Raw genomic sequence first — 22026 nt, 5'->3', positions numbered from 1 at the left:
GCTGGAATGAACAGCAGCCCGCCGGACGGGCGGGCTGCGATGACGGTCACAGGATAGCGCAATCGGGAGCGTGTCCCGCGCGCCTGGGCCTAGCGGCGCGCCGGTGTCAGCACGCTCGGCAGGGCCTTGGGCAGCGTGTCCGGATAATCGCGCGAGTAATGCAGCCCCCGGCTCTCGTGGCGCGACAACGCGCTGTTGACGATGAGCGAGGCCACGTCGACCAGGTTGCGCAGCTCCAGCAGGTCGTGCGTGATGCGGAAGTTGCGGTAGTACTCGTCGATCTCTTCCTTCAAGAGCGCGATGCGGTGCTGCGCGCGCTCCAGGCGCTTGGTGGTGCGCACGATGCCGACGTAGTTCCACATGAAGCGGCGCAGTTCGTCCCAGTTGTGGGCGATGACCACTTCCTCGTCGGCGTTGGTGACGCGGCTTTCGTCCCAGGGCGGCAGCGGCGGGTTCTCGATGCGCGGCGCGGCGGCGATCTGGCTGGCGCAGGCACGGCCGACGACCACGCATTCGAGCAGCGAGTTGCTGGCCAGGCGGTTCGCGCCGTGCAGGCCGGTGCAGGTGGTTTCGCCCACGGCGTACAGGCCCGGAATGTCGGTGCGGCCGGCGAGGTCCGTGACCACGCCGCCGCAGGTGAAGTGCACGGCCGGCACGACGGGAATTGGTTCCTTCGTGATGTCGATGCCCAGTTCCGTGCAACGCGCGTAGATGGTCGGGAAGTGCTCCTTCAGGAATTCCGGGCTCTGGTGGCTGATGTCGAGGTGGACGTAATCGAGGCCACGCTTTTTCATCTCGAAGTCGATCGCCCGCGCCACCACGTCGCGCGGGGCCAGTTCGCCGCGCTCGTCATGGGCCGGCATGAAGCGCGTGCCGGCGGCCACGCCCGCTTCCGGAGGGAGCTTCAGCAAGCCGCCTTCGCCGCGGATCGCCTCGGTGATGAGAAACGATTTCGCGTACGGGTGGTAGAGGCAGGTCGGGTGGAACTGGATGAATTCCATGTTCGACACGCGGCAGCCGGCGCGCCAGGCCATGGCGATGCCGTCGCCGGTGGCGGTGTCGGGATTGGTGGTGTACAGGTAGACCTTGCCGGCGCCGCCGGTGGCCAGCACGGTGTGCTCGGCTTCGAAGGTGAGTACCTTGCCGCTCGCTTCGTCCTGCACGTAGAGGCCGTGGCAGCGCGGCTGGCCGACGAGGTGGGGAGCGCCACTGTGCACGCCCTTGCCGGTCAGCTTGTCGGAAGTGATGACGTCGATGGCGCAGTGGTGTTCGAACAGCGAGATGTTCGGATGGGCGCGTACCTTTTGTTCGAGCGTGACCTGCACCGCGTGGCCGGTGGCGTCGGCCGCGTGGATGATGCGCCGCTGGCTGTGGCCGCCCCTCGCGCGTCAGGTGGAAGCCCAGTTCGGCCGAGGCGTCGCGCGTGAAGGGCACGCCCTGCTCGATCAGCCATTCGATGGCGGCGCGGCCGTGTTCGACGATGTAGCGGGTGGCCGCCTCGTCGCACAGGCCGGCGCCGGCGACGAGGGTGTCGGCGATGTGCTGGTCGTGGCTGTCGCCGGAATCGAGGACGGCGGCGATGCCGCCCTGCGCCCAGTTGCTGGCGCCATCCTGCAGCGCGCGTTTCGAGATGATGGCGACCTTGCGCGTCTGGGCAAGATGCAGGGCCACCGAGAGGCCGGCCAGACCGCTGCCGACGATTGCGACGTCAAATTTCATGGCAAGTCTACGGGCGCCAGCCAGGCGCTCCATGGCCGCTTGCAGCCTGGAGCCGGAATGGACCGGTTCGCACGCTGCGACTGCATGGAGCGCTTGTTGGGCGCCCTAAAATTTTCAAAGAGGCATCACTATAGACGATTTGGGCCCGATGCGTCCGCTGCCGCCGGGCTTGCTGCCGGCTTTATCCCGCGTGGGCGGGATGGCGCGCTACCAGGACGTCAGCCAGCTTGCGCAGGCAAAGGCGACGGCGTCGCGCCAGGCGCTGCGGCGCAGGCGCAGCTCGCTGCCCGTCAGTTCGACATGGCGGGTGCGGGCACGCGCCGGCTCGCCGGCCGGCGCGGAGCTGCCGACGACGAGCACCTGGCCTTCGTAGTCGCGCAGCGCCCCGTCGAGCACGGAAGCAGCGGGCGGCGCGGGCTCTGCCGGCGCACGGGCGCGGGTGGCGGCATGGCGAAAGGCGGCGGCGCGGCGAAACAGGCGGTCGGCGGCGGAATAGGGCGGCTTGGACGCAGGCGCCGCACCGGGCGATGCGGCATCCCATTCCGGCTCGAGCAGGGCCAGGCCGGTGATCCGGGCATCGCTCGCGGCGTAGCCGAGCGCGCAGGCAGCCGCGTCGCCCGTCGCCAGGATGACAGATTCTTTCATCTCCGGCACATGCGTGAAAAATTCTTTCATTGCCGCCGACACGTCGGCGCGCTCTTCCAGTGCGCCGGCATCGGCTCCCCGGCGCTGTCGCCGCTGGCGCCGCGATCGAAGCGCATCACGGCTACGCCGCGTGCGGCCAGCAGCCGCGACAGCAGGGTGAACTGGCGATGGCTGCCAGCCCGGTACTGCAGGCTGTCGTGGAGCAGCAGCATCCCGCGCGCCAGCGGGCGTTCCGGCACGTCGACGATGCCGATCAGGGCGTTGCCGCCGGAGGAAAGCGCAGTGCGCGCTGTTCGAGTTTCATGCCGGGTCTCCAGAAAACACATCGCAGGTCGCTTCGCGCAAGACGGGACAATCGAGCGGCCCTTGCCCATTCCAGGCCAGGGCGCCGTCGACCGGATGGAAGTGCAGCGCCACGCCGTCGCCGGCCCAGCGCTGCGCCAGGCGCGCCGCGCTGGCGGCCACCTTGCCGGGGTTGCCCGCCGAGGGCGAACCAGTGCACCGCGCAGGGCGGCAGCTGGACGTGGGCGGCGTCGCAGGCATCCACCGCTTTGACGAGCGGCACCGCCACCTCGTAGCCGCCGACCTCGATGGCGCCATGCACGGCCAGCTGCGCGCGCAGCGCCGCGGTGCTGCGCGGGGCGCCGGGGGCCGGGTCGCGCAGCTGTTCGGACAGGCGCAGGAAACCGTTCATGCAGGCGCGTCCGCTCATGAACGGCTCCCACAGCAGCACCCGGCGCGGACGCAGTCGCGCCGCGGCGTCGAGCGCGAGCAGGCCGCCGAGGCGCAGGCCCCACAGGGTCAGGGGGCCCGTATCGCGCTCCGCCAGCCAGTTGGCGGCCAGGGCCAGGTCCTCGTGCCAGATTTCCCAGCGGCCCGCGTTGAATTCGCCACAGCTGTCGCCGCAGGCAAAGAGGTCGATCTGCAGGACCGCGTAGCCGAGTTCGGCGAAAGCGCGCGACTGCAATGCCGCCATGCGCCGGGTACGGTTGAGTTCTTCCGCGAAGGGATGGACATAGAGGATGGCACCGCGTGGCGCCACCTGGGGGTTGGGGGCGTGATACAGGCTGAAGCGCGTGCCCGGCGCGGCATCGAAGAAGAAGGGCTCCACGCGGGGCGTGGTCAGCAGCGGAGCATTCATGGCGCGGGCATCTCCTGCGTAATCGGGCTCGAGGGCCCGAGGGCTCGCCCCGCGTTGCTGGCGTGTCGAACCCGGTTAATCGTTGGCACGATCATGTATTTATGTCAATTAGACCCGCGTCCGCTGGGCCCGTCTTGCGCGCCCACAGGGTGAAGCTCTCCGGAACTATTGATCGTTATCAATAACCCGCTGTCAGTTTTTCTCAATCATGGCTCTTTACCTCAGCGCGCCTGTCGGCGTTTCAGCACAAGGCGCGGCGACGAAGGCAGTACGCCGGTACGAGGAAGAGCCGCAAACCCGGCTATCGACACCTTGTCCGGCGCTCTTGAGCATGATCGGAGAACACGATGGCCCAACTGGCCCATGAACTGGTAGAAGAGGCCGCGGCCCGCCTGCCGACCGCAACCGCACTGCGCCACGGGGCCGACCGGCTCAGCTACGCGGCGCTGGCTGCGGCCGTCGCCGGCTTCGGTGCGGCCCTTCGCGCCTGCGGCTGCGGACCGGACGAGCGCGTCGCGGTGCGCCTGCCGGCGAGCATCGAGGCGGTGACGGCGCTGTTCGGTGCCGGCGCGGCCGGCTGCGCTTTCGTGCTCGTCGACCCCGCCATGGCGCCGCCACAATGCGCCGCGCTGCTGCGCGACTGCGGCGCGCGCATCCTCGTCACTGCCAGCAGCGACCAGGCCGACTCCGCCCGTTTCGAGCAGATCGTACGCGGCTGCCCCTCCTTGCGCACCGTGGTCGTGCTCGGCGGCGCGGACGTCGAGCATACCGTTCCCGCGACACCGGCCGCGGGCGCGCTGCGGGTGCTGTCCTGGGACGCCTTTGCCGGGCTGTCGGCCGCCCCGGCGGCGCTTCCCGGCAGTTCCTCGCTGGCCGCGCGCTCGTAGGCCGGTGCCGGCGACGCCGGCGAACCGCGCGGCGTGGCGCTCTCGCACCGCAACCTCGTCGCGGGCGCCGCTTCCAGCGCGCGCTGCCTCGGCATGGCGCCCGGCGACCGAATCCATTGCACCATCGGCCTGCACCGCGATTACGGCCTGAACGCGCTCCTGGCCACCCCTGGCCGCCGGCGCCACCGCGGTGCTCGACAGCGGATCCGGCCCGGCCGCGCTGACCCGGCTGCTCGAGCGGGGCGAGGCAACCGGCCTGCTGGCCGCCGCCGACACCCTGCGCACGCTCTCGGGTGCGATGCCGCGCGGTGCATCGGACCGCCTGCGCTTTCTCGCCTGCGCCGGCGGCGGACTCGATCGTCCCAGCCTGGACTTGCTGCGGGCCGCACTGCCGCGCACGCGCATCCACCTGCTCCATGATATCGGTGACGCCTGCCGCGCGACCAGCCTGATGCCGTCCCAGCTCGACGCGCACCCCGGCTCCATCGGCCGCGCGCTGCCGTATGCCGACCTGCGCGTCGTGCGCCCGGACGGACGCGAATGTGCGCCGGGCGAAACCGGCGAGCTGGTGCGGCGCGGCGACCTCGTGCCGCTCGGCTACTGGAACGATGCCCGCGCCAGCGCCCGCCAGCTGCGCCTGCTGCCGTCGATGGCGGGACTGTCGAACCGCGAGACCGGGCATTTTCCGGGCGCAAGCGCGCGCAGGGATGCCGACGGCTACCTGTATCCGGCCGATGTGCGGGGCGACACCATCCTGACGGGCGGCTATCGCGTCAGCCCGCGCGAGGTCGAAAAGATCGTCGTCGGCACCGGCCTGGTCCTCGAGGCGGCTGCCGTCGGTATCGCCCATCCAGTGCTGGGCCAGGTGATCGCGCTCCTCGCCACATCGCGCCCGGGTGCCCGGCTCGATTCGAACATCCTGTTCGGCGCCTGCCGCGCCCGTTTGCCCCGGCACATGCTACCGGCCATGATCGACGTGCGCCGCGCCGCTGCCGCGTGCCGGCGACGGCCAGATCGACCGCGCCCGCCTGGCAGGCGAGCTGGCACCCGTGTTTGCCGAGGTGGCGCCGTGAGCGGCCTGTGCGGCTGGTTCTCGCACGAACCGAACGGCTGGCCGATTGCCGCCATGGCCGGGGCCCTCGGGAAGGGGGCCGATGCGCAGCACGGCGCACGCGCTCGGCGCGGTCGCCCTGGTTGCCGCGGCCGACGAAGGCAGTCTCCATGAGGAGGACGGGCTCCTGATCGCCTGCTGGGGTCCCCGTCCCGACGGACTCGCGCGCCTGTGGCACAGCCAGGGGGCGCAGGCCTGCGCCGCGCTCGCCGGGCAATTTGCCTTCGCGCTGTTCGACGCGGTCCGTGGCGAAGCCTTGCTGGCGGTCGACCGGTGCGCCAGCCGGCCCCTGTTCTACCGGGCGCGGGGCGCGCGCTGCTCTTTGCCAGCAGCAGCGCGGCGCTGGCCCGCCATCCCGCAGCGGCCGGCGCAATCGATCCGCAAGCCATCTTCGACTACCTCTACCTGGGCGGCTGTGGCGCCCGCCCCATGTTTTCCGGCCAGCGCCGGCTGGCACCGGGCGAATGCCTGCACCTGCGCGGCGGACGCGTGGAGCGGGTGCGCTACTGGCGCATGCGCTTCGCCGAACACGCAAGCGCGAGCGATCCGCACGAGCGGCTCATCGACGGCCTGTCCAGCGCGCTGGCAACCTCCGGGGACGATGGCGCAGGCCTGCTCTGCGCCGGCGGTCCGGCCAGTGCGCTGCTGGCGGCCATGCTGGCGCGGGTCGGCGCGGCACCCGTGCGCACCTACGCACTCGGCTTCGGCGCACATGACCGCGATATCCTTGCCCAGGTCCGCGCCGCCTCGCGCCGGCTGGGCAGCCACCACCGCGAACGCGAGGTCGGCCCGGACGACATCGAAGCAGGCGTCGTCGCCCTTGCGCGCACGGGCGACGGGCCCTGTGCCGACCCCGTGCGATCACCATGCTGCTGGGCGCGCAGATGGCGCGCGAGGATGGCCTGCGCAGCCTGCATGGCGCCATGGGTGCCGCCGCGCTCTTTGGACGCGGGCGCCGCTACGGCGCCCTGGCGCAAGTCAGCCGTTACGAGCGCCTGCCAGGCGCGTTGCGCCAGTTGCTGGTCGAGCCGGTGCTGTTCGGCCTTGGCGGCCGGCTGCCGGGCGCCTTTGCACGGATGCGCGAGCGCATCGAGGCTTCGCTGGCGCCGGCGCCGGTACGCCTGCGCCGCCGCAACCGCCTGCTCCGGCAGGGCGCGGCGGGCGTCGTCGACCCGGCCTTTCCCGGAACTGGTCGACCCGGAAGCGCCGGCCGCCGCGCTGGACCAGGCATGGTGGTCGGCCCAGGCACGCAGCCCGGTCAACCGCGCGATCGAGCTGGAACTGCAGGGCGATCTGCCGCTGCGGGTACTGCCCGCGTTCAGCGCGGCATGCGCCGCGGCTGGACTGCGGCCGGTGCTGCCCTATCTCGATGACGCGTTGCTGTCGATGGCGGCGCGGCTGGGCCCGCGACACAAAGGCGAGGCGGGCGCGCGGCGTCTCTTCGACCAGGCCTTGCGTGCGCTCAAGGCAGGACGTGGCACTGCCCACGAGAGCGCACCGGTCTTGCCGTTCGGCCGCTGGCTGCAGGAAGAACCGCGCCTGCGCGCACTGGCCGGCGACAGCCTGTCGGACCTGGCGCGGCGCCGCATCCTGCGCCGCGACTTCCTCGACCTGCTGCTCGCACGCCGCGTGCCCGAGGATCCGCGCCTGCACGGCGAGACCGTCTGGCAGCTCATGATGCTGGAACGGTGGCTGGCGCAACGCTCCGGGGACACCGGGCGCGGATCGAACCGCCGCACGAGGCGCTCGTCCTGCCCGCCTGAACACGGGGCAAGCCAGGGCGTCTCAGGAGCCGGCGCCCGCGCCGGCCAGCGCGTCGTACACCGCCAGGTAGCCGCGCGCCATCGCCGGCAGGCTGTGGTGGGCGATGACGTTGCCGCGGGCGCGGGCGCCATGGCGCGCCACCATGTCGGGGATGCGGCAGTAATCGGCAATCGCGGCGGCCATCACGTCGGGCGACATCGGCGGCACCAGGATGCCGGTCAGCCCCGGCTGCACCAGTTCCTTGTGCGCACCGACGGCGGTGGCGACGACGGGCAGGCCGCTGGCCATGGCTTCGAGCAGCACGTTGCCGCTGCTTTCGGCCAGCGCCGGCAAGACCATCAGGTCCATCGCCCGCATCAGGCGCGCGCGGTCGGCGCGCTCGCCCGGCAGCCAGGCGCGTCCGGCGGCGCCTGCGCGGTCGAGCATGGACTGGCATTCGGCGCGCGTCGGACCGTCGCCCACGATCAGCAGGCGCAGGCGCGCATGCGCCGGGTGGGGCGAAGCGATCAGGCGCAGGAATGCCTCGACCAGGGTCGTATCGTTCTGGACATCGTCCATGCGCCCGACGCTGCCGATGACAAACGCGTCATGGCACATGAAACCCTCGGGACCGATGGCGGCGTGCGGCCCAGGCGCGGATGGAATTCGAGGCTGTCGACCCCGTTCGAGATGTGCGAGACGCGCGCGGGCTCGGCCCCGACCTGCTCGATCAGCCAGCGCTCCTGTTCGATGCTGCTCGCAACGTAGTGGCCGACCAGCGGGCGCATGGCGCCGCCGCACGAGGCTGGGCGGGCGCGAACGGCAGGGCTCGGCCGGTTCGCGGCCGTACTCGCCATGCACCCGGAGGCGCACGCCGGCGAGAAACGCTGCCAGCTGGCCTTCCAGGCCGCCCAGGTTGCGCGTATGCACGAGGTGCGGACGCAGGCCGCGCAGGGCGCGCACCAGGCGCAGGAAATGGCCGGGATAGGCGCCTTCGCTGCGGTTCAGGTCGATCACGTTGACGCCGCGCTCGCGCAGCTGGGCGTGCAGGACCCCGTGGTCGCGCAGGCACAGTACGGCGTGGCGATAACGGTCGCCCGGCAGGTGGGCGATCAGGTCGAGCAGGCCGCTCCCCCAGAATCGAGCCGGCTGACCACATGGGCGACCAGCCGCGGTGCGGCACCCGAAGGCGGCCCGCCTGGGCAGGGCCGGCTACCCATGGCGCTTGCACCGCTGCGCGGTGCCGAGTGTTGCAGGCCAGAGCGCACACGAAGGGCCGCACGGCGCAGGTTCGCGTTCGCCGGGCGGCAGCGGGCGAGCACCGGAAACGCATACAGGATGCGCCCTCATGGCGACGCGCGACAGGGCAGGGGAGCATGCGGCCGGGGCGACAGGCGGCGGTGAGCGAGCGGCATTCGGGAGTCCTCGATGTGAACTGGCGGACGGCACGGACCGGCAGGCCGCCCAGCGATTATATGGCCGCGTACGACGCCCGTTTCGCCACCCCTTTTTGCCCTTGATGCCGCTCAAAAATGCGTCGCGGCATCCCCCAGCGAGGCCACGAAACCATCCAGCGCATGCTTGTGGCAAATTGCTCCGAAGCTTGATGCATGTTCATACCGCAAAGAAGTTGCCGCAAAGCCGGGAACCTGCCTACTGCTGACCTTGTCTCATTGGCAGTCCCGTGGCTGAGCCGCACGCTTTGCCACATTTTCGCCACGTTTCCGCCGGGGGCGGGACGATATCACTGGAGAACAAGCATGCTGGTAGATGAAACACCTGTAGCAGACGACATGCCCATCGCAAGCTTCCATGCGGCAGCCCGCGCCCGTGCCAGCGCGGCTACCGCCCCACGCCCTGGCGGCATTCCCGCCGACGACCAGGTCTTCAACGTCCGCCTGGCCGACTCGCCGCGCGACCGCGGCCAGGCGCGCGTCCTGCTCGATCGCATGTACGCCTGGCGCGGCTATGCCAGCGAGGGGGCGACGGCCTCGATCCCGATACGGGCGACAGGATCACGCTGTACGCCGAAACCGCCGGCGAACTGGTCGGCACCATGAGCCTGTGCCTGGACATGCGCGGCCGCTTGCCGGCGGACGAGAACTTTGGCGACCGCCTTGTGCTCCTGCGGCGCCAGGGACGGCGCCTGTGCGAGCCTTCGCGGCTGGCGATCGACCCAGGCATGTCCAGGCGCGTGTTCGCCGCCCTGATCCATATCTCCTACCTGTACGCGAACCGGCTGCACGGCTATACCGACTACGTCATCGAGGTCAATCCGCGCCATGTCGCCTTCTACCAGCGCATGCTCGGCTTCGCCGATTTCGGCGGCGAACGGCCCTGCAGCCGGGTCGGCGCGCCGGCCGTCCTGCTGCGCCTGCCGCTCGACCACATGGCGACGCAGATCGCGCTGGGGCGGCGGTGTTCTCGCCGACGGCGCCGAACGTTCCTTCTATCCCTATTTCTTCGCCCGGGAGGACGAGCCCGGCATCGCGCGCCGCCTGGCGCGCCTGTGTGCGGCATGGAGGAGGCGGCATGACCAACCTTTCCGACCTGCGCGCCGGCGCCGACCTGGCCCTCGCGGCGATGGCAGACCTGGTCGGCCACGAGCACGTGCTGCGCGACGATGCCACGCGCGAGCGCTATGCGCGCAGCACCGCTGGGCGTCCGATGCGGCCCCTGGCCGTGGTGCGCCCTGCCGATGCCGGCCAGGTGGCCGGGGTCGTGCGCCTCGCCGCGCAGCACGGCCTGGCTGTCTATCCGATCAGCACCGGCAAGAACTGGGGCTATGGCGACGCCTGCGCCGTCGGCGCCGGCCAGGTGCTGCTCGACCTGTCGCGGATGAACCGCATCCACCACGTCGACACCGAGCTGGCCTATGCCGTCATCGAGCCCGGCGTCACCCAGCGCCAGCTTTCAAGCTACCTGCGCGAGCATGGCGACCTGCTGTGGGCCGATTGCACCGGCGCCGGCCCCGACACCAGCTACATCGGCAACATCATGGAGCGCGGCTTCGGCCATTCCCCCCATGGGAATCGCCTGCAGCACGTGGCCGGCATGCAGATCGTGATGGCCGACGGCGAGCTGCTGGAAACCGGTTTCGGCCACTATCACGGAGCGAAAACCACCCATCTGTTCCCCTACGGCGTCGGGCCTTTCCTCGACGGCCTGTTCACCCAGTCGAATCTGGGCGTGGTCACGCGCCTGGGCATCTGGCTGATGCCGAAGGCGGCGTGCGTCAACCATTTCCTCTACAGCGTGCCTGAGCACGCCGACATTGCCGCCGTCGTCGACGCGCTGCGCCCGCTGCGCCTGGACGGTACCCTGCGCAGCATCGTCCACATTGGCAACGACATGCGGGTGATCTCGGGCGGCATGGTATTCCCGCGCGCACAGGTGCCGCAGGGATCGCGCCTGCCGGAGGCCGCGCGCGCCGCGCTCTGCGCCGGCGGCGACATCGCCCCTGGACCGTGTCCGGCGCGCTCTATGGATCGGATGCCCAGGTGGCGGCCGCGCGTGCGGCGCTGCGGCGCGCGCTACGCGGCCTGCCGGGACGGCTGCGTTTCGTCAGCGAGCGCAGCCTGCGCCTTGGCGCCCTGGTCGGCCGCTGCCTGGGCGAAAGCCGCGCCGGGCGCCGCCTGCGTGCCCGCGTGGCGCTCGGCGAATCGCTGTTCGCCATGAACCGGGGCGTGCCCGACGGGCGCTTCCTGGCAGGTGCCTACTGGCGCCGCCTGGCCGGGCTGCCGGCCGCCTTTCCCGAGGCCGCCGACCCCGCACGCGACGGCTGCGGCCTGCTGTGGGTGTCGCCGGTGCTGCCGCTGCGCGGCGCCGACATGCTGGCCGTGCACGAACTGGCGCGCCCCAGCTTTCGAGCGCCACGGCTTCGACCTGTTCGCCACCTTCAGCATGATCAACGAGCGTACGCTGGGCGGTGTGCTCACGGTCGCCTACGACAAGCACGACCCGCACGAAGCGGCGCGTGCACGCGCCTGCCACGACGAGGTCTTCGGCCGGATGTTCGACGCCGGCTACATTCCCTACCGTGTCGGCAACCACGCCATGGGCAGGCTGGACCCCGGCAGCGACAGCTACTGGCGCACGGTCGCGCGCAAGGGGGCGCTCGATCCGCTGGGCACGCTCGCGCCTGGTCGCTACGAGCCGGCGCGCGCCGGCGGCTGATTCCGAGTTCGGCGCGGACTCGGTTCGGCGCCGCACCGAGCCGCGCGACAGTTCGCGCTAGGCTGGCGCTTCGATCAACGTACGAAGAAGGATTCAACATGTCCACGACGAACGCTACCGCCCAGGCGGCCGCGCTGGCCGACAAGATCCGCTCGATGCGCTTCGCGATGTTTACCACCGTCGACGAGCACGGCCACCTGATCAGCCACCCGATGACCAACCAGGAAACCGACACCGAGGGCGGCCTGTGGTTCTACACCTCGATCCACACACCGTTGTGGCAGAACATCGCGATGCAGCCGGAGGTGAACGTCAGCTTTGCCCAGCCGGACGACAGCCTGTATGTATCGATCAGCGGCACCGCCGAGCGCGTGGTCGACCGCGAGCGCATCCGCGCCCTGTGGAACCCGATGGTGCAGGCCTGGTTCCCGCACGGCCCGGACGACGAGCACGTCGTGCTGGTGCGCGTGGCGCCGCACAGCGCCGAGTACTGGGACTCGAACGACAGCAAGATGGTGCGCCTGTTCCAGATGGCAAAAGCGGCCATGACCGGCACCACGCCGGACGTCGACCCCGGCGAGCACGGCACGATCACGCTCGATGGCGGCAGCAGCGGGCGGGTGGGCTGAACCGATCCGCCCGCGGCACCCGTTACGGCGTCGGCGGCAAATCGTCTTCCGACTGGTTGGCACCGGATTCGGGCGAGCCGAGCCCGGTGCCGGTGCCGCCGGCTTGCCGCGCGCGCGTATCCTGCGCGCCCGTCGCGCCGCTCTGCATCGCGCTGTCCTTTGAAGGGGCTGGGTTCCCTGCCGTGACGCCGGCCTGGCCGGCAGGCGCGCCGATGCCTTCGCCCTGGCTTTGGGTCAGTTGCGCGCCGCCGCTGCCGCCGGTCTCGGCTTGCGTTTCGTGCGTGGGCGTCGCTCCTTCCTGGCCGCTCGTCGCGCCGCCGACGCCAAGCGTCGCCGATGGTCCCGGCGCGTTGCCGGAGGTACTCGATGCTTCCGTCCCCATGGTGCTCTCCTGTCTGCGTTGTCGATATCGATGGCGCGATTGTCGCCTGGCCGCGCCGGACGCGCCATCGGCAGCACTGGCAAGACCTTGTAGGAGCACGCCTGGCCTGCGACCCTAGTCGTAGTGTCTGTACACGCTCGTCTTGCCGTCTTTCGCCACGAGCAGCACGTCGTAGGGATCGTTGCGCGGTCCCTCCATGCCGGGCGAGCCGAGCGGCATCGCCGGCACCGCCAGCCCGGCCGCCTTCGGTTTTGTCGCCAGGAGGCGCTTGATCTCGCTCGCAGGCACGTGTCCTTCGATGGCATAGGCACCGACGCGCGCACTGTGGCAGGAGCCGAGCGCCTGCGGGATGCCGAACTTCGCCCGGTATTCGCTTGTGTCGGGCACGTCATGCGCGCGCACGCTCAAGCCGTTTTCCTCCAGATGCCTGATCCAGCCCTTGCAGCAGCCGCAGCTGGCGCTCTTGTATACCTCGACGATCGGCTGCGCCGCGCCCGCCAGCAGCGGGAACGCGAACAGTCCCGCAGCCAGCCACTTCGATGGTCCCGCCATGTGCTTCTCCCTGTACGTGTGCCGCGCTTGCCGAGCCGCGTGCGTCCGCGCATGCTACACCAGCGCCGCATGGACCGGCGTCATGCACGCGGCATCGACACGCCACAGCGGCGAACAGCGGGCAAGGGGACGATGCAGTGCCGGGCCCGATCCACGAATCCATGCCCAGCGCATTGTCGCCGTGATTGTTGCATGCGAGAATCATTCGCTTACCCGTCTCCCGGAGGAAGCCCAGATGACCAGCGCGCCCGATCGACCCGCCGCCCGCGAAACCAGCGAGGCCGACCCACCGCTGGAAGCGGTCGTGATCGGCGCGGGTTTCGGCGGCATCGCCATGGCGGTCGCGCTGAAACGCGCCGGCATCGAACGCCTGCTGCTGCTGGAAAAGAAAGCGGACCTGGGCGGCGTCTGGCGCGACAATGCCTACCCCGGCGCCGCCTGCGACGTGCCCTCGCACCTGTATTCCTTTTCGTTCGCGCCCAATCCCGACTGGTCGCACCACTTCGCAGGCCAGGCCGAGATCCACGCCTACCTGCGCGACTGCGCCCGGCGCTTCGATGTCGAACGACACATCCGCTACGCCGCCGCGGTCGAAAACGCCTCCTTCGACGACGAACATGACCTGTGGAGCATCACCCTGGCCGGCGGCGGGCAACTCCGCACGCGCATCCTGGTCAGCGCCACGGGGCTCCTTTCCCGTCCGGCGCTGCCGCACATCCCCGGTGCCGGCAGTTTCCGCGGCCGCGCCTTCCACTCGGCCGAGTGGGACCATGGCTACGCGCTCGCGGGCAAGCGCGTCGCCGTCATCGGGACCGGCGCCTCGGCCACCCAGTTCATCCCGGCAATTGCCGGGCAAGTCGCCCGGCTGGCCGTGTTCCAGCGTTCGGCCTCCTGGCTGAAAGCGCGCGCCGACCGGCCCTATCCGGCCTGGCGGCGTACGCTGTTTCGCCGCCTGCCTGTGCTGATGCGCCTGCACCGAGGCCTGATCTACGCGAAATACGAGGCGCGCGCGCTGGCCTTCACGCGCCTGCAACGCCTGATGTGGTTCGCGGTCGGCCTGCCATTCCGGCGCATGCTGGAACGGCAGGTGGAATCGGGGGCGCTGCGGGCGCAGCTGCAGCCCGACTACCCGGTCGGCTGCAAGCGCATCCTGCTGTCGGACGACTACCTCGGCTGCTTCGCGCGCCCCAACGTGGAACTGGTCACCGACCCGATCGTCCGCATTACGCCGTCCGGCATCGAGACCGCGGCCGGGCACCACGTCGAAGTCGACGCCATCATCTACGGCACCGGCTTTGCCGCCACCGAATTCCTCGCGCCCATGACGATTCGCGGGCGGGGCGGGCGCGACCTGAACGCCGCCTGGCGGGACGGCGCGAGCGCCTACCCGGGCATGACGGTGCCGGGTTTTCCGAACTTCTTCATGCTGTATGGCCCGAACACGAACCTCGGCCACAACTCCATCGTCTACATGCTCGAGAGCCAGGCCGAACACGTGGTGCGCTGCATGAATGCGCTGCGCCGTGCCGGTGCCAGCGCGATCGAGGTCGACCCGAGCGTGCATTTCCGCTTCAACGCCGGCCTGCGCCGGCGCCTGGGCCGCAGCGTCTGGAACGGCTGCCGCAGCTGGTATCTCGACCGCAACGGCCACAACAGCGCCAACTGGCCAGGGTTTACCTTCAGCTACCGCTGGCTGACCCGCCATGCGAGCCTGCTCGCCTACCGTTTTACCCTGCCGCTGCCCGGGCAGCCCGGGTGCGCTCGCCGTGGCCGACCACCCGTCCCGGCGCGAACGCTTCGCCGCCGCATTCCAGCGCGGCTTCCTGCGCGCCTGCTTCAAGCCGCTGATCGGGCCGCCGTTCGGCGCGCGCGCCCAGCGCTTCGCTGTGAACCTGCTGGCGCCGCTGATGCCGGGCGTGGGCGGCGTCATGCGCCGCCGTGCGCGGACAGGCGGGGTGCCGACCGAGATCGTCACCCCAGGCGCGCAGCCTGGCGCCGGCGCCATCCTCTACCTGCACGGCGGTGCCTTCTGCCTGGGCAACCCGGCGACCCACAGCAGCATCACCACGCGGCTGGCGAGAAGCGCCGGCCTGCCGGTCTGGGTGCCGGATTACCGCCTCGCGCCCGAGCACCCCTATCCCGCAGCCCGGAAGACGCGCTGGCCTGCTACGGCGCCATGCGCGCGCGTGGCCTGGCGGCGCACCAGATCGTCCTGGCCGGCGACTCGGCCGGCGCGGCCCCTGGCGCTGGCCGTGGCGATCCGCCTGCGCGACGGCGGATCGCCGCTTCCCGCGGGCCTGGCACTGATCTCCCCGGTGACCGACCCCACGCTGGGCGACCCTGCGTGTGGGGAATGCCGCGCGCGACCCGATGGTGCGCGCCGGCTGGGTGCGCCAGGGCATCGACTGGTATGCCTGCCCGCCGGGCATCGACGCCCATCGGCCGCTACAGACCAGCCTGGCCGGGCTGCCGCCGTTCCTGGTGCAGGTCGGTGACGAGGAAATCATGCTGGCCGACGCCACCCGGCTGGCAGCGCACGCCCGCGCCTGCGGGGTGAACGCGCGCCTGGAGGTGCACCGGCGCCGCTGGCACGTGTTCCACCTGCAGGCCTTCTACCTGCGCACGGCGGCCACGGCGATCGCGATGCTGGGCAGTTTCGCGCGCGAGTGCGTCGATGGCGCAGCGCCTGCCCCGGCGGCGGCGGCGGCGACATCCCCGGCCGAGGTGCCGGCGCCATGATGGCCGCCCCGGGCGCCGCGCTGGTCCTGGTGCTGCACGCCGCCTTCGTGCTGTTCGTGGCCCTCGGCGCCTTCGGTCTTGCGCCGCCCGCACCTGGCCCGGCTGCACCTGCCGGCAGCGGCGTGGGGCGTGCTGATCGAGTTGAACGGGTGGATCTGTCCGCTGACCACGATTGAAAACGACTTGCGCCTGCGTGCGGGCCTGGACGGCTACGGTGGCGGCTTTGTCGAACATTACCTGCTGTCCCTGCTGTACCCGGGCGGCTTGACGCGCACGCACCAGCTGGTCCTGGCGGCGCTGGTGCTGGCCGTGAACGGCGCGCTGTACTGGCGCCTGTGGTCGCAGCGAAGGCGTCGGCAGCGGGCGTAAGGGCGCCGCGGCCGTCTCCGCTTCCCGCCGGAGAGCGAAAAATACGACGCGGAACGGAAAAAAGCGCTCCGGTGGGGCGGCGCGCGATGACGGGCGCTTGCTCAACAGGGGTTGCCGGAGCAATAATACCGTGCTGGCTTTTTGTTATCGCGTATTTACGGCGGGCAGCGCAGGCGTATCGCTGCCCGGCGCTGTCAGCGCGGTCGAGCGCGTTCCTGTCTGCGAACACGGGCGTGTTTCCCCTGGTAGTGCATACCTTCGTGCAGCTCCTACCCGATTCCGTCGGCGTTGAACGATGTTGCCGCCTCGCGGTCGCATGCAAGCCAGCGGCAGGGCCGGCAGCAAGTAGCAAAGCGGGAAAGCGGGGAGGGGAGCCGGCAACGGCGCCGTTCCTGGAGGAGAAAGATAATGAAAAACAGGAGAACACGCAGTGAGTCTTTTTAGAACGAAAAATCTCGATACCATGGTCGCGGCCAGCAACAAGCCTGGCGGCCTTAAAAAGGTGCTCGGTCCAATGGACCTGATCCTGATGGGTATCGGAGCAATCGTCGGCACGGGTATCTTCGTGTTGACCGGCACCGGCGCCGTCACCGCGGGCCCGGCGCTGACCCTGTCCTTCGTCATCGCTGCCATCGCCTGCGGTTTCGCCGCCTTGTGCTATGCCGAATTTGCCTCGACCGTGCCGGTCGCCGGTTCCATCTATACCTATTCCTACGCCACCCTGGGCGAAATCGTCGCCTGGATGATCGGCTGGGACCTGCTGCTCGAATACGGCCTGGCGACGTCGACCGTTGCTGTCGGCTGGTCGGGCTATTTCCAGTCGCTGCTCAAGGGCATCGGGGTCGTCCTGCCGGAAGCCCTGCGCGCCGCGCCCGGTGCCATTCCGGGCGTGCAGACGGTGTTCAATCTGCCGGCCTTCCTGATCATGATGGTGCTGACCTTCATGCTCTCGCTGGGCGTGCGCGAGTCGGCCCGCATCAACAACATCATGGTGCTGATCAAGACTGGCGTCGTGCTGCTGTTCATTTTCGTCGGCGTGCAGTATGTCAAACCGGACAACTGGCAGCCGTTCATGCCGTTTGGCATGGGTAGCGTGATGAGCGCGGCCGCCCTGGTGTTCTTCGCGTTCATCGGTTTCGATGCCGTCACCTCGGCCGCCGAGGAAGTCAAGAATCCAGCGAAGGACCTGCCGATCGGCATCATCGGCTCGCTCGGCATCTGCACCGTGCTGTACGTGGTCGTTGCGGCCATCATGACCGGCATCGTGCCCTTCATGCAGTTCAAGGGCGTCGATCACCCCGTGTCGCTGGCCCTGCAGTTCGCCGGACAAGACTGGGTCGCCGGCTTCGTCGACCTGGCGGCGATCCTGGGCATGAGCACGGTGATCCTGGTGATGGCCTACGGCCAGACCCGCATCCTGTACGCGATGTCGCGCGACGGCCTGCTGCCGGCACGCCTGTCGACCGTGCATCCGAAATACGGCACCCCGTTCTTCGCCACCTGGATGGTCGGCATCATCTTCGGCCTGATCGCCGCGGTCGTGCCGCTGGACGTGCTGGCCGAGCTGGTCAACATCGGCACGCTGGCAGCCTTCTCGCTGGTGTCGCTGGCCGTCATCATCCTGCGCAAGAAGCGCCCGGACCTGCACCGCGCCTTCCGCTGCCCGGGCGTGCCGGTCATCCCGGCACTGGCGATCATCTTCTGCTTCGCGCTGATGTCCTTCCTCAGCCTCACCACCTGGGTCGCCTTCCTGGTCTGGCTCGTGCTCGGCCTGGTTGTCTACTTCGGCTACGCCCGTTCGCGTTCGAAACTGAACGGCGTGCAATCCTGATTGCACGGCAGGGCGCCGGCGGGCGCCCATGAAAAAACCCGGTCCGGCGGATGCCGTGACCGGGTTTTTCATTGCTGGCGGCCGCGCGGCCGGCTGAACTCAAGCCGGCGTGGCGGCCGTTGCCAGTGCGTCCAGGCCTACTTGCTGCGCGCCACGCGCCACCATCGCGGCAAGCGCCCGCTCGCCGTCGCCCGGTTGCACATCCACCGCGCGCACGGCCTCCGGCACGACCAGCACGGCGAAGCCGTTTTCCAGCGCGTCGTTCGCCGTGTTCAGCACGCAATAGTCAGTCGCCAGCCCGCAGACCACGACGCGTTCCACGCCGCGCTCGCGCAGCTTCGCAGCGAGCCCGGTACCGTTGAAGGCGGAATAGGCATCGGCGTCGGCCGTATCGGCCTTGGACACGATCACGGTCTCCGGCGGAAAGTCGAGCCGGTCGGAAAAGGCCGCGCCTGCGGTGCCGGCCACGCAGTGGGGCGGCCACGGCCCGCCGCGCTCGGCAAAGGAGACATGGTTCTCGGGGTGCCAGTCGCGCGAGGCGTAGATGGGCAAGCCTTGCTGGCGAAACAGGTTGATCAAGCGCGTGATTGGTTCGATCACCTCGTCGCCGCGCGGCACGCCAAGCGCGCCGCCAGGGAGGAAATCGACTTGCAGGTCCACGACGATGAGGGCGTCGCCGGTGTCGAGTTGAATCGCATTCATGGTCTTCCTGTTGATCTGGATCGAATGCGAACAGCTTAGCATGGGGCAGTTGCGAATGCTGCAACCCGGACCGATTGCCATGATATACTGTATGCCCATACAGTATCAATCCATGCAGCATGACGAAGTTCATTCCCATCGACCTCGGTCCTACCCCGGCAGACGCCGGCGCAGCCGCGCCCAGCGGCCGCCTCGGCGTCAAGATGTTCCGCGTGGCCGACGATCCCATCACCGAGGCCCAGACCGATGCCGAGATCGCCAGGGAATTCATCGCCAACGGCGAATTGAGTCCCAAGTCCGTCGCCAACACCCAGAAGGAACTCTACCGCTTCCTCACCTGGTGCCGGGAAGAGGCGAAGAAGTCCCTGGCGAGCCTGAACGTGGCCGACCTGAATGCCTACAAGGAGTTCCTCAGGAATCCCCCGGCGGACTGGATCTCGACGACCAAATGGCCGCGCAACGACCCGCGCTACCGGCCCTTCACCGGGCCCTTGTCCGATCCGAGCCGGCGCCAGGCGATGATCGCGGTCAAGGGGCTGATGGCCTTTGCCGAGCAGACCGGCTACCTGCGCCGCAATCCCGGCGCGCTGGTGCGCAATGTGCGTACCCCGGCCGCCAGCCGCATCACGCGCTACCTGACGCTGGACGCGATCGCGCTGGCCATTGCCACCGCCACGCGCCGGCCCGCCGACACGCCTGCCGCACTGCGCCGGCGCGAGCGCGACCGCTTCCTCCTGATCGCTTTCGCCCACACGGGTGCCCGCCTGAACGAGATCGTCGGCGCCAGCATGGGCTCGATCTACACGGAAGGCAACGAGCGCTGGTGGCTCGACGTGGTCGGCAAGGGCAACAAGCCGCGCCGCCTGCCGGTGCCGGGGAGATGCTCGACGCCTTTCGCAGCTACCGCGTCGCCTTCGGGTTTCCGCCGGAGGTTGCGCGCGCCGACCGCACGCCGCTGGTGCTGTCGAGCCGCAGCCGGGCGATCACCCGCCTGACCGACGAAGCCGCCTCGGAAGCGCTGAAAGGCATCTTCGCCGAGGCGGCCCGCCGTGGCCGCAGCAGCGGGCGACGGCGACACGGCCGCCGTGCTGCGCCACGCCTCGGCCCACTGGCTGCGCCACAGTATGCTGACCAACCACGCCAACAATGGCGTGCAGCTGAAAACCCTGCAGGACACGGCTGGCCACGCCAACATCGCCACCACGGCGGCCTACCTGCACAAGACCGACAACGAGCGGCACGACGAGATCGTCTCGTCGGCGGGGAATCGCAAGTTGACCGAATAGGGACTTGGAATCCTAGTAAAAACCCTTGCTTGTCCTTAAGACAACGCCATACACTGGGTCATTCTGAACGTCTGTATATGGACTCCTCCTCGTTTGCAAACAATCCGTCTTCAGGCCGTGAGGTACGACTGCTCACGTATATCCGGTCTCGTAACGCTGCACCTGTCACAGGTGCTAGACCCTGATGGGCTATTCGCGCGCTGACTCCCTATTGCTATCACGGGCTCGAAGGCCTCAGACGTTATCGGGTTTCGCCAGCGCCGGTTCGACCTGTTGGCCATCACGCGGCTTGTCATGCAATCGTGGTTCAGAGACTTCTTCAGGTACTTCTAGTGCTGTGCTTACGCGGTTTGAGGTTGATAATCGGTTCCTTTAGTGAGCATTGCCCAGGCTATGCGAGCCATCTTGTTCGCCAACGCTACCGCGGCAATATTCGGGTGTCGCGTCGTCGCGATGCGCATTACCAGTGCTCAAACGATCCGTTTTCGCTTGAGCCGTTCGGATAACCGCTCGGGCGCCATGCACGAGCAAACTGCGCAGATAAGCGTCGCCTCGCTTGCTAATGCCGAGCAATCTCTCCTTTCCTCCAGAGCTGTTTTGTTTGGGCGTCAGCCCAAACGAAGCAGCCATCTCTCGACCGTTGGAAAACTGACTCGCGTCTCCAACCGTTGCCAGCAATGCCGTCGCGGTAAGCGGCCCGATGCCACGCACTTGCTGCAAACGTACAGCTGCTGGGTCTTGCCGAGCAAGCTGTTCTATCTCCCGGTCGAGTTCTTCGATACGCTCGTCGAAAGTGAGCAGATCTCGCCACAGGCCACGCAACAGCCGACGAAAGCGTTCGCTTAGCCCGTTTTCCTGATCCTCAAGCCAGCGCGGGATTGCCGACCTCAAGTGCACCAGTTCTTTCGGCGCTACCAACCCATATTCAGACGCCAGACCTCGCAGCTGGTTGGCTTTCGCTTTGCGCTGATCCATCAAACCCGAGCGCACCCGGTGTGTAGCTTGGATATCCTGCTGCTCGACGGTTTTGACGGCTACGAAACGCATGCTCGGCCGGCTCATCGCCTCGCATATTGCCTCGGCGTCGTTGGCGTCGTTCTTGTTGCTCTTGACATAGGGTTTTACGAACTGCGGAGCAATTAGCTTCACCGTAAAACCTTCTGCCTGCAATAGTCGAGCCCAGTGGTGCGCGCCGCTACACGCTTCCATACCGATCTCGCAGCCCGGCTCAATCCTCGCGAGCAGTACCTTGATCCAGTCACCCCGGGCCAGCTTGCACCGCCAGACCAGCTTTTCCGAGCGGTCTACACCGTGCAACTGAAAGACATTCTTTGCCAAATCGACCCCAACGCGCATAATCTTCATGGCGGACTCCTTCTTTCCAAACCGGTTGTGTGGAAACTCCAGTTTGGCACTAACGTGCCCTCAGGGGGAGGAGGAGTCCATCCCATTGCAATCGGCCAGGAGCAGTCCTTCACCCTACCTTCTCTGACGCGGCGCCGTTTGTCAGTCTTCGATTTGGTAAGTGCCATTCGTCGAGGAACCATCCTGCACCTCACTATCATCATCGGAACCTGGTCCTTCACTCATAGCGACGTAGACAATCCAAATCACAAAATGGCCTACACTCCCGATCACAGCCGATGACACAGCGATAGCTGCCAGGATTTTTTCAATCGCCCAGTCGTTGAAGTGCGGTCCCGCTATCAGAACGCCTACAAGAACACCGAGCAGAGTGCCATACAACAGCCCATTGTTTTCATAGGATGAGATCACTCTACGACTAGTGTTATCTGGGAGTGGAGTGCGCATATTTGCCGCTCTTCGATAGAACAAGCTGAGGAAATTCTTACAAGCCGAGTCGCAGCAATATTGCCCGAATTCCGTTGTACTCTAGTCGCTACCCAAATATAAGTCCAAATGTATCTTCTGATGACGAGCATATCCGACGCGAATAACTAGCTAGGATCAATTCTTTGAGAAGCACGCAGTCGGCACTCGACCGTGCGCTGAGAGGCGGCAGCGGACGCTCGCCAAACGCAAGCCGGACCTCAAAAAAATTCCTGACTGACAACTGATCCGGTACACTGACCGCCTGACGACCGGCCGCTTTC

General features: G+C 68.4%; 20 protein-coding genes and 5 pseudogenes. 15 read left to right on the top strand and 10 right to left on the bottom strand.

Features of this window, described 5'->3' with window-relative positions; translation table 11 throughout:
• Positions 1-89: 89 nt before the first annotated feature.
• The 4 genes and pseudogenes from nadB to G4G28_RS12355 all read right to left on the bottom strand — a co-directional run bounded on the left by nadB (position 90) and on the right by G4G28_RS12355 (position 3505).
• Positions 90-1719, bottom strand: a pseudogene (nadB, locus tag G4G28_RS12370) (L-aspartate oxidase).
• A 207-nt stretch (positions 1720-1926) separates the two neighbouring features.
• Positions 1927-2364, bottom strand: coding sequence for a hypothetical protein (locus G4G28_RS12365; RefSeq protein ID WP_183107387.1), 438 nt, complete (start codon positions 2362-2364; stop codon positions 1927-1929).
• A gap of 26 nt (positions 2365-2390) precedes the next feature.
• Positions 2391-2603 carry a hypothetical protein gene (locus G4G28_RS12360; RefSeq protein ID WP_183107386.1) on the bottom strand — a complete coding sequence of 71 codons (213 nt, stop codon included), beginning with the start codon at positions 2601-2603 and terminating at the stop codon, positions 2391-2393.
• Between the two features lie 14 nt (positions 2604-2617).
• On the bottom strand, positions 2618-3505 hold the full coding sequence (locus G4G28_RS12355) for a hydrolase 2, exosortase A system-associated (protein WP_183107385.1): 888 nt from the start codon (positions 3503-3505) through the stop codon (positions 2618-2620).
• 347 nt (positions 3506-3852) lie between these two features.
• Between G4G28_RS12355 and G4G28_RS12350 the strand changes: the two genes are divergently transcribed.
• From G4G28_RS12350 to G4G28_RS29115, 4 genes and pseudogenes are all read left to right on the top strand, one after another.
• On the top strand, positions 3853-4392 hold the full coding sequence (locus G4G28_RS12350) for an AMP-binding protein (protein WP_183107384.1): 540 nt from the start codon (positions 3853-3855) through the stop codon (positions 4390-4392).
• Positions 4393-4582: 190 nt separating this feature from the next.
• Positions 4583-5617 (top strand): AMP-binding protein, encoded by a 1035-nt coding sequence (locus tag G4G28_RS12345; protein ID WP_183107383.1) that lies wholly within the window; start codon positions 4583-4585, stop codon positions 5615-5617.
• Positions 5547-5750, top strand: a pseudogene (locus tag G4G28_RS29120) (hypothetical protein); the annotation flags it as partial. The gene G4G28_RS12345 and the pseudogene G4G28_RS29120, both read left to right, overlap by 71 nt.
• 182 nt (positions 5751-5932) lie before the next feature.
• Positions 5933-7138, top strand: a pseudogene (locus tag G4G28_RS29115) (asparagine synthase-related protein); the annotation flags it as partial.
• A 150-nt stretch (positions 7139-7288) separates the two neighbouring features.
• On the opposite strand, the gene G4G28_RS12325 reads toward G4G28_RS29115, so the two are convergent.
• Positions 7289-8263, bottom strand: coding sequence for a glycosyltransferase (locus G4G28_RS12325; protein WP_183107382.1), 975 nt, complete (start codon positions 8261-8263; stop codon positions 7289-7291).
• 743 nt (positions 8264-9006) lie between these two features.
• On the opposite strand from G4G28_RS12325, the gene G4G28_RS12320 reads away from it, so the two are divergent.
• The 5 genes from G4G28_RS12320 to G4G28_RS12300 all read left to right on the top strand — a co-directional run bounded on the left by G4G28_RS12320 (position 9007) and on the right by G4G28_RS12300 (position 12051).
• On the top strand, positions 9007-9306 hold the full coding sequence (locus G4G28_RS12320; protein ID WP_210283257.1) for a hypothetical protein: 300 nt from the start codon (positions 9007-9009) through the stop codon (positions 9304-9306).
• Positions 9303-9782: a hypothetical protein gene (locus tag G4G28_RS12315; protein ID WP_183107380.1), complete on the top strand. Its 480-nt coding sequence runs from the start codon at positions 9303-9305 to the stop codon at positions 9780-9782. The genes G4G28_RS12320 and G4G28_RS12315 overlap by 4 nt, the downstream gene beginning before the upstream one ends.
• On the top strand, positions 9779-10924 hold the full coding sequence (locus tag G4G28_RS12310; RefSeq protein WP_183107379.1) for an FAD-binding oxidoreductase: 1146 nt from the start codon (positions 9779-9781) through the stop codon (positions 10922-10924). The genes G4G28_RS12315 and G4G28_RS12310 overlap by 4 nt, the downstream gene beginning before the upstream one ends.
• A 33-nt stretch (positions 10925-10957) precedes the next feature.
• Positions 10958-11422, top strand: a complete 465-nt coding sequence (locus G4G28_RS12305) for a hypothetical protein (protein ID WP_183107378.1) — start codon at positions 10958-10960, stop codon at positions 11420-11422.
• A 98-nt stretch (positions 11423-11520) separates the two neighbouring features.
• The gene (locus tag G4G28_RS12300) at positions 11521-12051 is read left to right on the top strand and encodes a pyridoxamine 5'-phosphate oxidase family protein (protein WP_182988478.1); all 531 of its coding nucleotides are present in this window, start codon (positions 11521-11523) and stop codon (positions 12049-12051) included.
• A 22-nt stretch (positions 12052-12073) separates the two neighbouring features.
• Here the strand turns inward: G4G28_RS12300 and G4G28_RS12295 are convergent, their stop codons facing one another.
• Together G4G28_RS12295 and G4G28_RS12290 are read right to left on the bottom strand one after the other, a co-directional pair.
• Positions 12074-12433 carry a hypothetical protein gene (locus G4G28_RS12295; RefSeq protein WP_182988477.1) on the bottom strand — a complete coding sequence of 120 codons (360 nt, stop codon included), beginning with the start codon at positions 12431-12433 and terminating at the stop codon, positions 12074-12076.
• A 114-nt stretch (positions 12434-12547) separates the two neighbouring features.
• A complete protein-coding gene (locus G4G28_RS12290; RefSeq protein WP_182988476.1) occupies positions 12548-12985 on the bottom strand; it encodes a DUF411 domain-containing protein in 438 nt (145 codons plus the stop codon).
• Positions 12986-13220: 235 nt separating this feature from the next.
• Between G4G28_RS12290 and G4G28_RS12285 the strand changes: the two are divergent.
• The 4 genes and pseudogenes from G4G28_RS12285 to G4G28_RS12275 all read left to right on the top strand — a co-directional run bounded on the left by G4G28_RS12285 (position 13221) and on the right by G4G28_RS12275 (position 17924).
• Positions 13221-15724, top strand: a pseudogene (locus tag G4G28_RS12285) (alpha/beta hydrolase fold domain-containing protein).
• Positions 15721-15900 carry a hypothetical protein gene (locus tag G4G28_RS28305; RefSeq protein ID WP_308600481.1) on the top strand — a complete coding sequence of 60 codons (180 nt, stop codon included), beginning with the start codon at positions 15721-15723 and terminating at the stop codon, positions 15898-15900. The pseudogene G4G28_RS12285 and the gene G4G28_RS28305 overlap by 4 nt, the downstream one beginning before the upstream one ends.
• Positions 15854-16093, top strand: a complete 240-nt coding sequence (locus G4G28_RS28300; protein ID WP_308600480.1) for a DUF2784 domain-containing protein — start codon at positions 15854-15856, stop codon at positions 16091-16093. Before G4G28_RS28305 ends, G4G28_RS28300 begins: the two co-directional genes overlap by 47 nt.
• Before the next feature lie 430 nt (positions 16094-16523).
• Positions 16524-17924 (top strand): amino acid permease, encoded by a 1401-nt coding sequence (locus G4G28_RS12275; RefSeq protein ID WP_275944325.1) that lies wholly within the window; start codon positions 16524-16526, stop codon positions 17922-17924.
• 99 nt (positions 17925-18023) lie between these two features.
• Here the strand turns inward: G4G28_RS12275 and G4G28_RS12270 are convergent, their stop codons facing one another.
• A complete protein-coding gene (locus G4G28_RS12270) occupies positions 18024-18626 on the bottom strand; it encodes a nicotinamidase (RefSeq protein WP_182988474.1) in 603 nt (200 codons plus the stop codon).
• Between the two features lie 119 nt (positions 18627-18745).
• Here G4G28_RS12270 and G4G28_RS12265 point away from each other — a divergent pair, with 119 nt between their 5' ends.
• Both G4G28_RS12265 and G4G28_RS26070 read left to right on the top strand, forming a co-directional pair.
• The gene (locus G4G28_RS12265; RefSeq protein ID WP_229507598.1) at positions 18746-19621 is read left to right on the top strand and encodes a hypothetical protein; all 876 of its coding nucleotides are present in this window, start codon (positions 18746-18748) and stop codon (positions 19619-19621) included.
• 54 nt (positions 19622-19675) lie between these two features.
• Positions 19676-19912, top strand: a complete 237-nt coding sequence (locus G4G28_RS26070; protein ID WP_229507597.1) for a tyrosine-type recombinase/integrase — start codon at positions 19676-19678, stop codon at positions 19910-19912.
• A 341-nt stretch (positions 19913-20253) separates the two neighbouring features.
• Here G4G28_RS26070 and G4G28_RS12260 read toward each other — a convergent pair.
• Positions 20254-21277, bottom strand: a pseudogene (locus G4G28_RS12260) (IS110 family transposase).
• A gap of 141 nt (positions 21278-21418) precedes the next feature.
• On the bottom strand, positions 21419-21724 hold the full coding sequence (locus G4G28_RS12255; RefSeq protein ID WP_182988471.1) for a hypothetical protein: 306 nt from the start codon (positions 21722-21724) through the stop codon (positions 21419-21421).
• Positions 21725-22026: the final 302 nt, after the last annotated feature.

Origin of the sequence: Massilia sp. Dwa41.01b (assembly GCF_014171775.1) — a bacterium.
In the GTDB taxonomy this organism is placed as follows: Bacteria; Pseudomonadota; Gammaproteobacteria; order Burkholderiales; family Burkholderiaceae_D; genus Telluria.
The sequence above is the reverse complement of the archived record's forward strand: the minus strand, read 5'-3'. Positions and strand labels throughout refer to the sequence as shown.

Coding starts and splice junctions, on each gene's coding strand:
- G4G28_RS12265 (WP_229507598.1), top strand. CDS start 18,746: ATGACGAAGTTCATTCCCATCGACCTCGGTCCTACCCCGGCAGACGCC.
- G4G28_RS12295 (WP_182988477.1), bottom strand. CDS start 12,433: ATGGGGACGGAAGCATCGAGTACCTCCGGCAACGCGCCGGGACCATCG.
- G4G28_RS12355 (WP_183107385.1), bottom strand. CDS start 3,505: ATGAATGCTCCGCTGCTGACCACGCCCCGCGTGGAGCCCTTCTTCTTC.
- G4G28_RS12315 (WP_183107380.1), top strand. CDS start 9,303: ATGAGCCTGTGCCTGGACATGCGCGGCCGCTTGCCGGCGGACGAGAAC.
- G4G28_RS12255 (WP_182988471.1), bottom strand. CDS start 21,724: ATGCGCACTCCACTCCCAGATAACACTAGTCGTAGAGTGATCTCATCC.
- G4G28_RS12300 (WP_182988478.1), top strand. CDS start 11,521: ATGTCCACGACGAACGCTACCGCCCAGGCGGCCGCGCTGGCCGACAAG.
- G4G28_RS12310 (WP_183107379.1), top strand. CDS start 9,779: ATGACCAACCTTTCCGACCTGCGCGCCGGCGCCGACCTGGCCCTCGCG.
- G4G28_RS12365 (WP_183107387.1), bottom strand. CDS start 2,364: ATGAAAGAATCTGTCATCCTGGCGACGGGCGACGCGGCTGCCTGCGCG.
- G4G28_RS12350 (WP_183107384.1), top strand. CDS start 3,853: ATGGCCCAACTGGCCCATGAACTGGTAGAAGAGGCCGCGGCCCGCCTG.
- G4G28_RS12270 (WP_182988474.1), bottom strand. CDS start 18,626: ATGAATGCGATTCAACTCGACACCGGCGACGCCCTCATCGTCGTGGAC.
- G4G28_RS12290 (WP_182988476.1), bottom strand. CDS start 12,985: ATGGCGGGACCATCGAAGTGGCTGGCTGCGGGACTGTTCGCGTTCCCG.
- G4G28_RS28305 (WP_308600481.1), top strand. CDS start 15,721: ATGATGGCCGCCCCGGGCGCCGCGCTGGTCCTGGTGCTGCACGCCGCC.
- G4G28_RS12320 (WP_210283257.1), top strand. CDS start 9,007: ATGCTGGTAGATGAAACACCTGTAGCAGACGACATGCCCATCGCAAGC.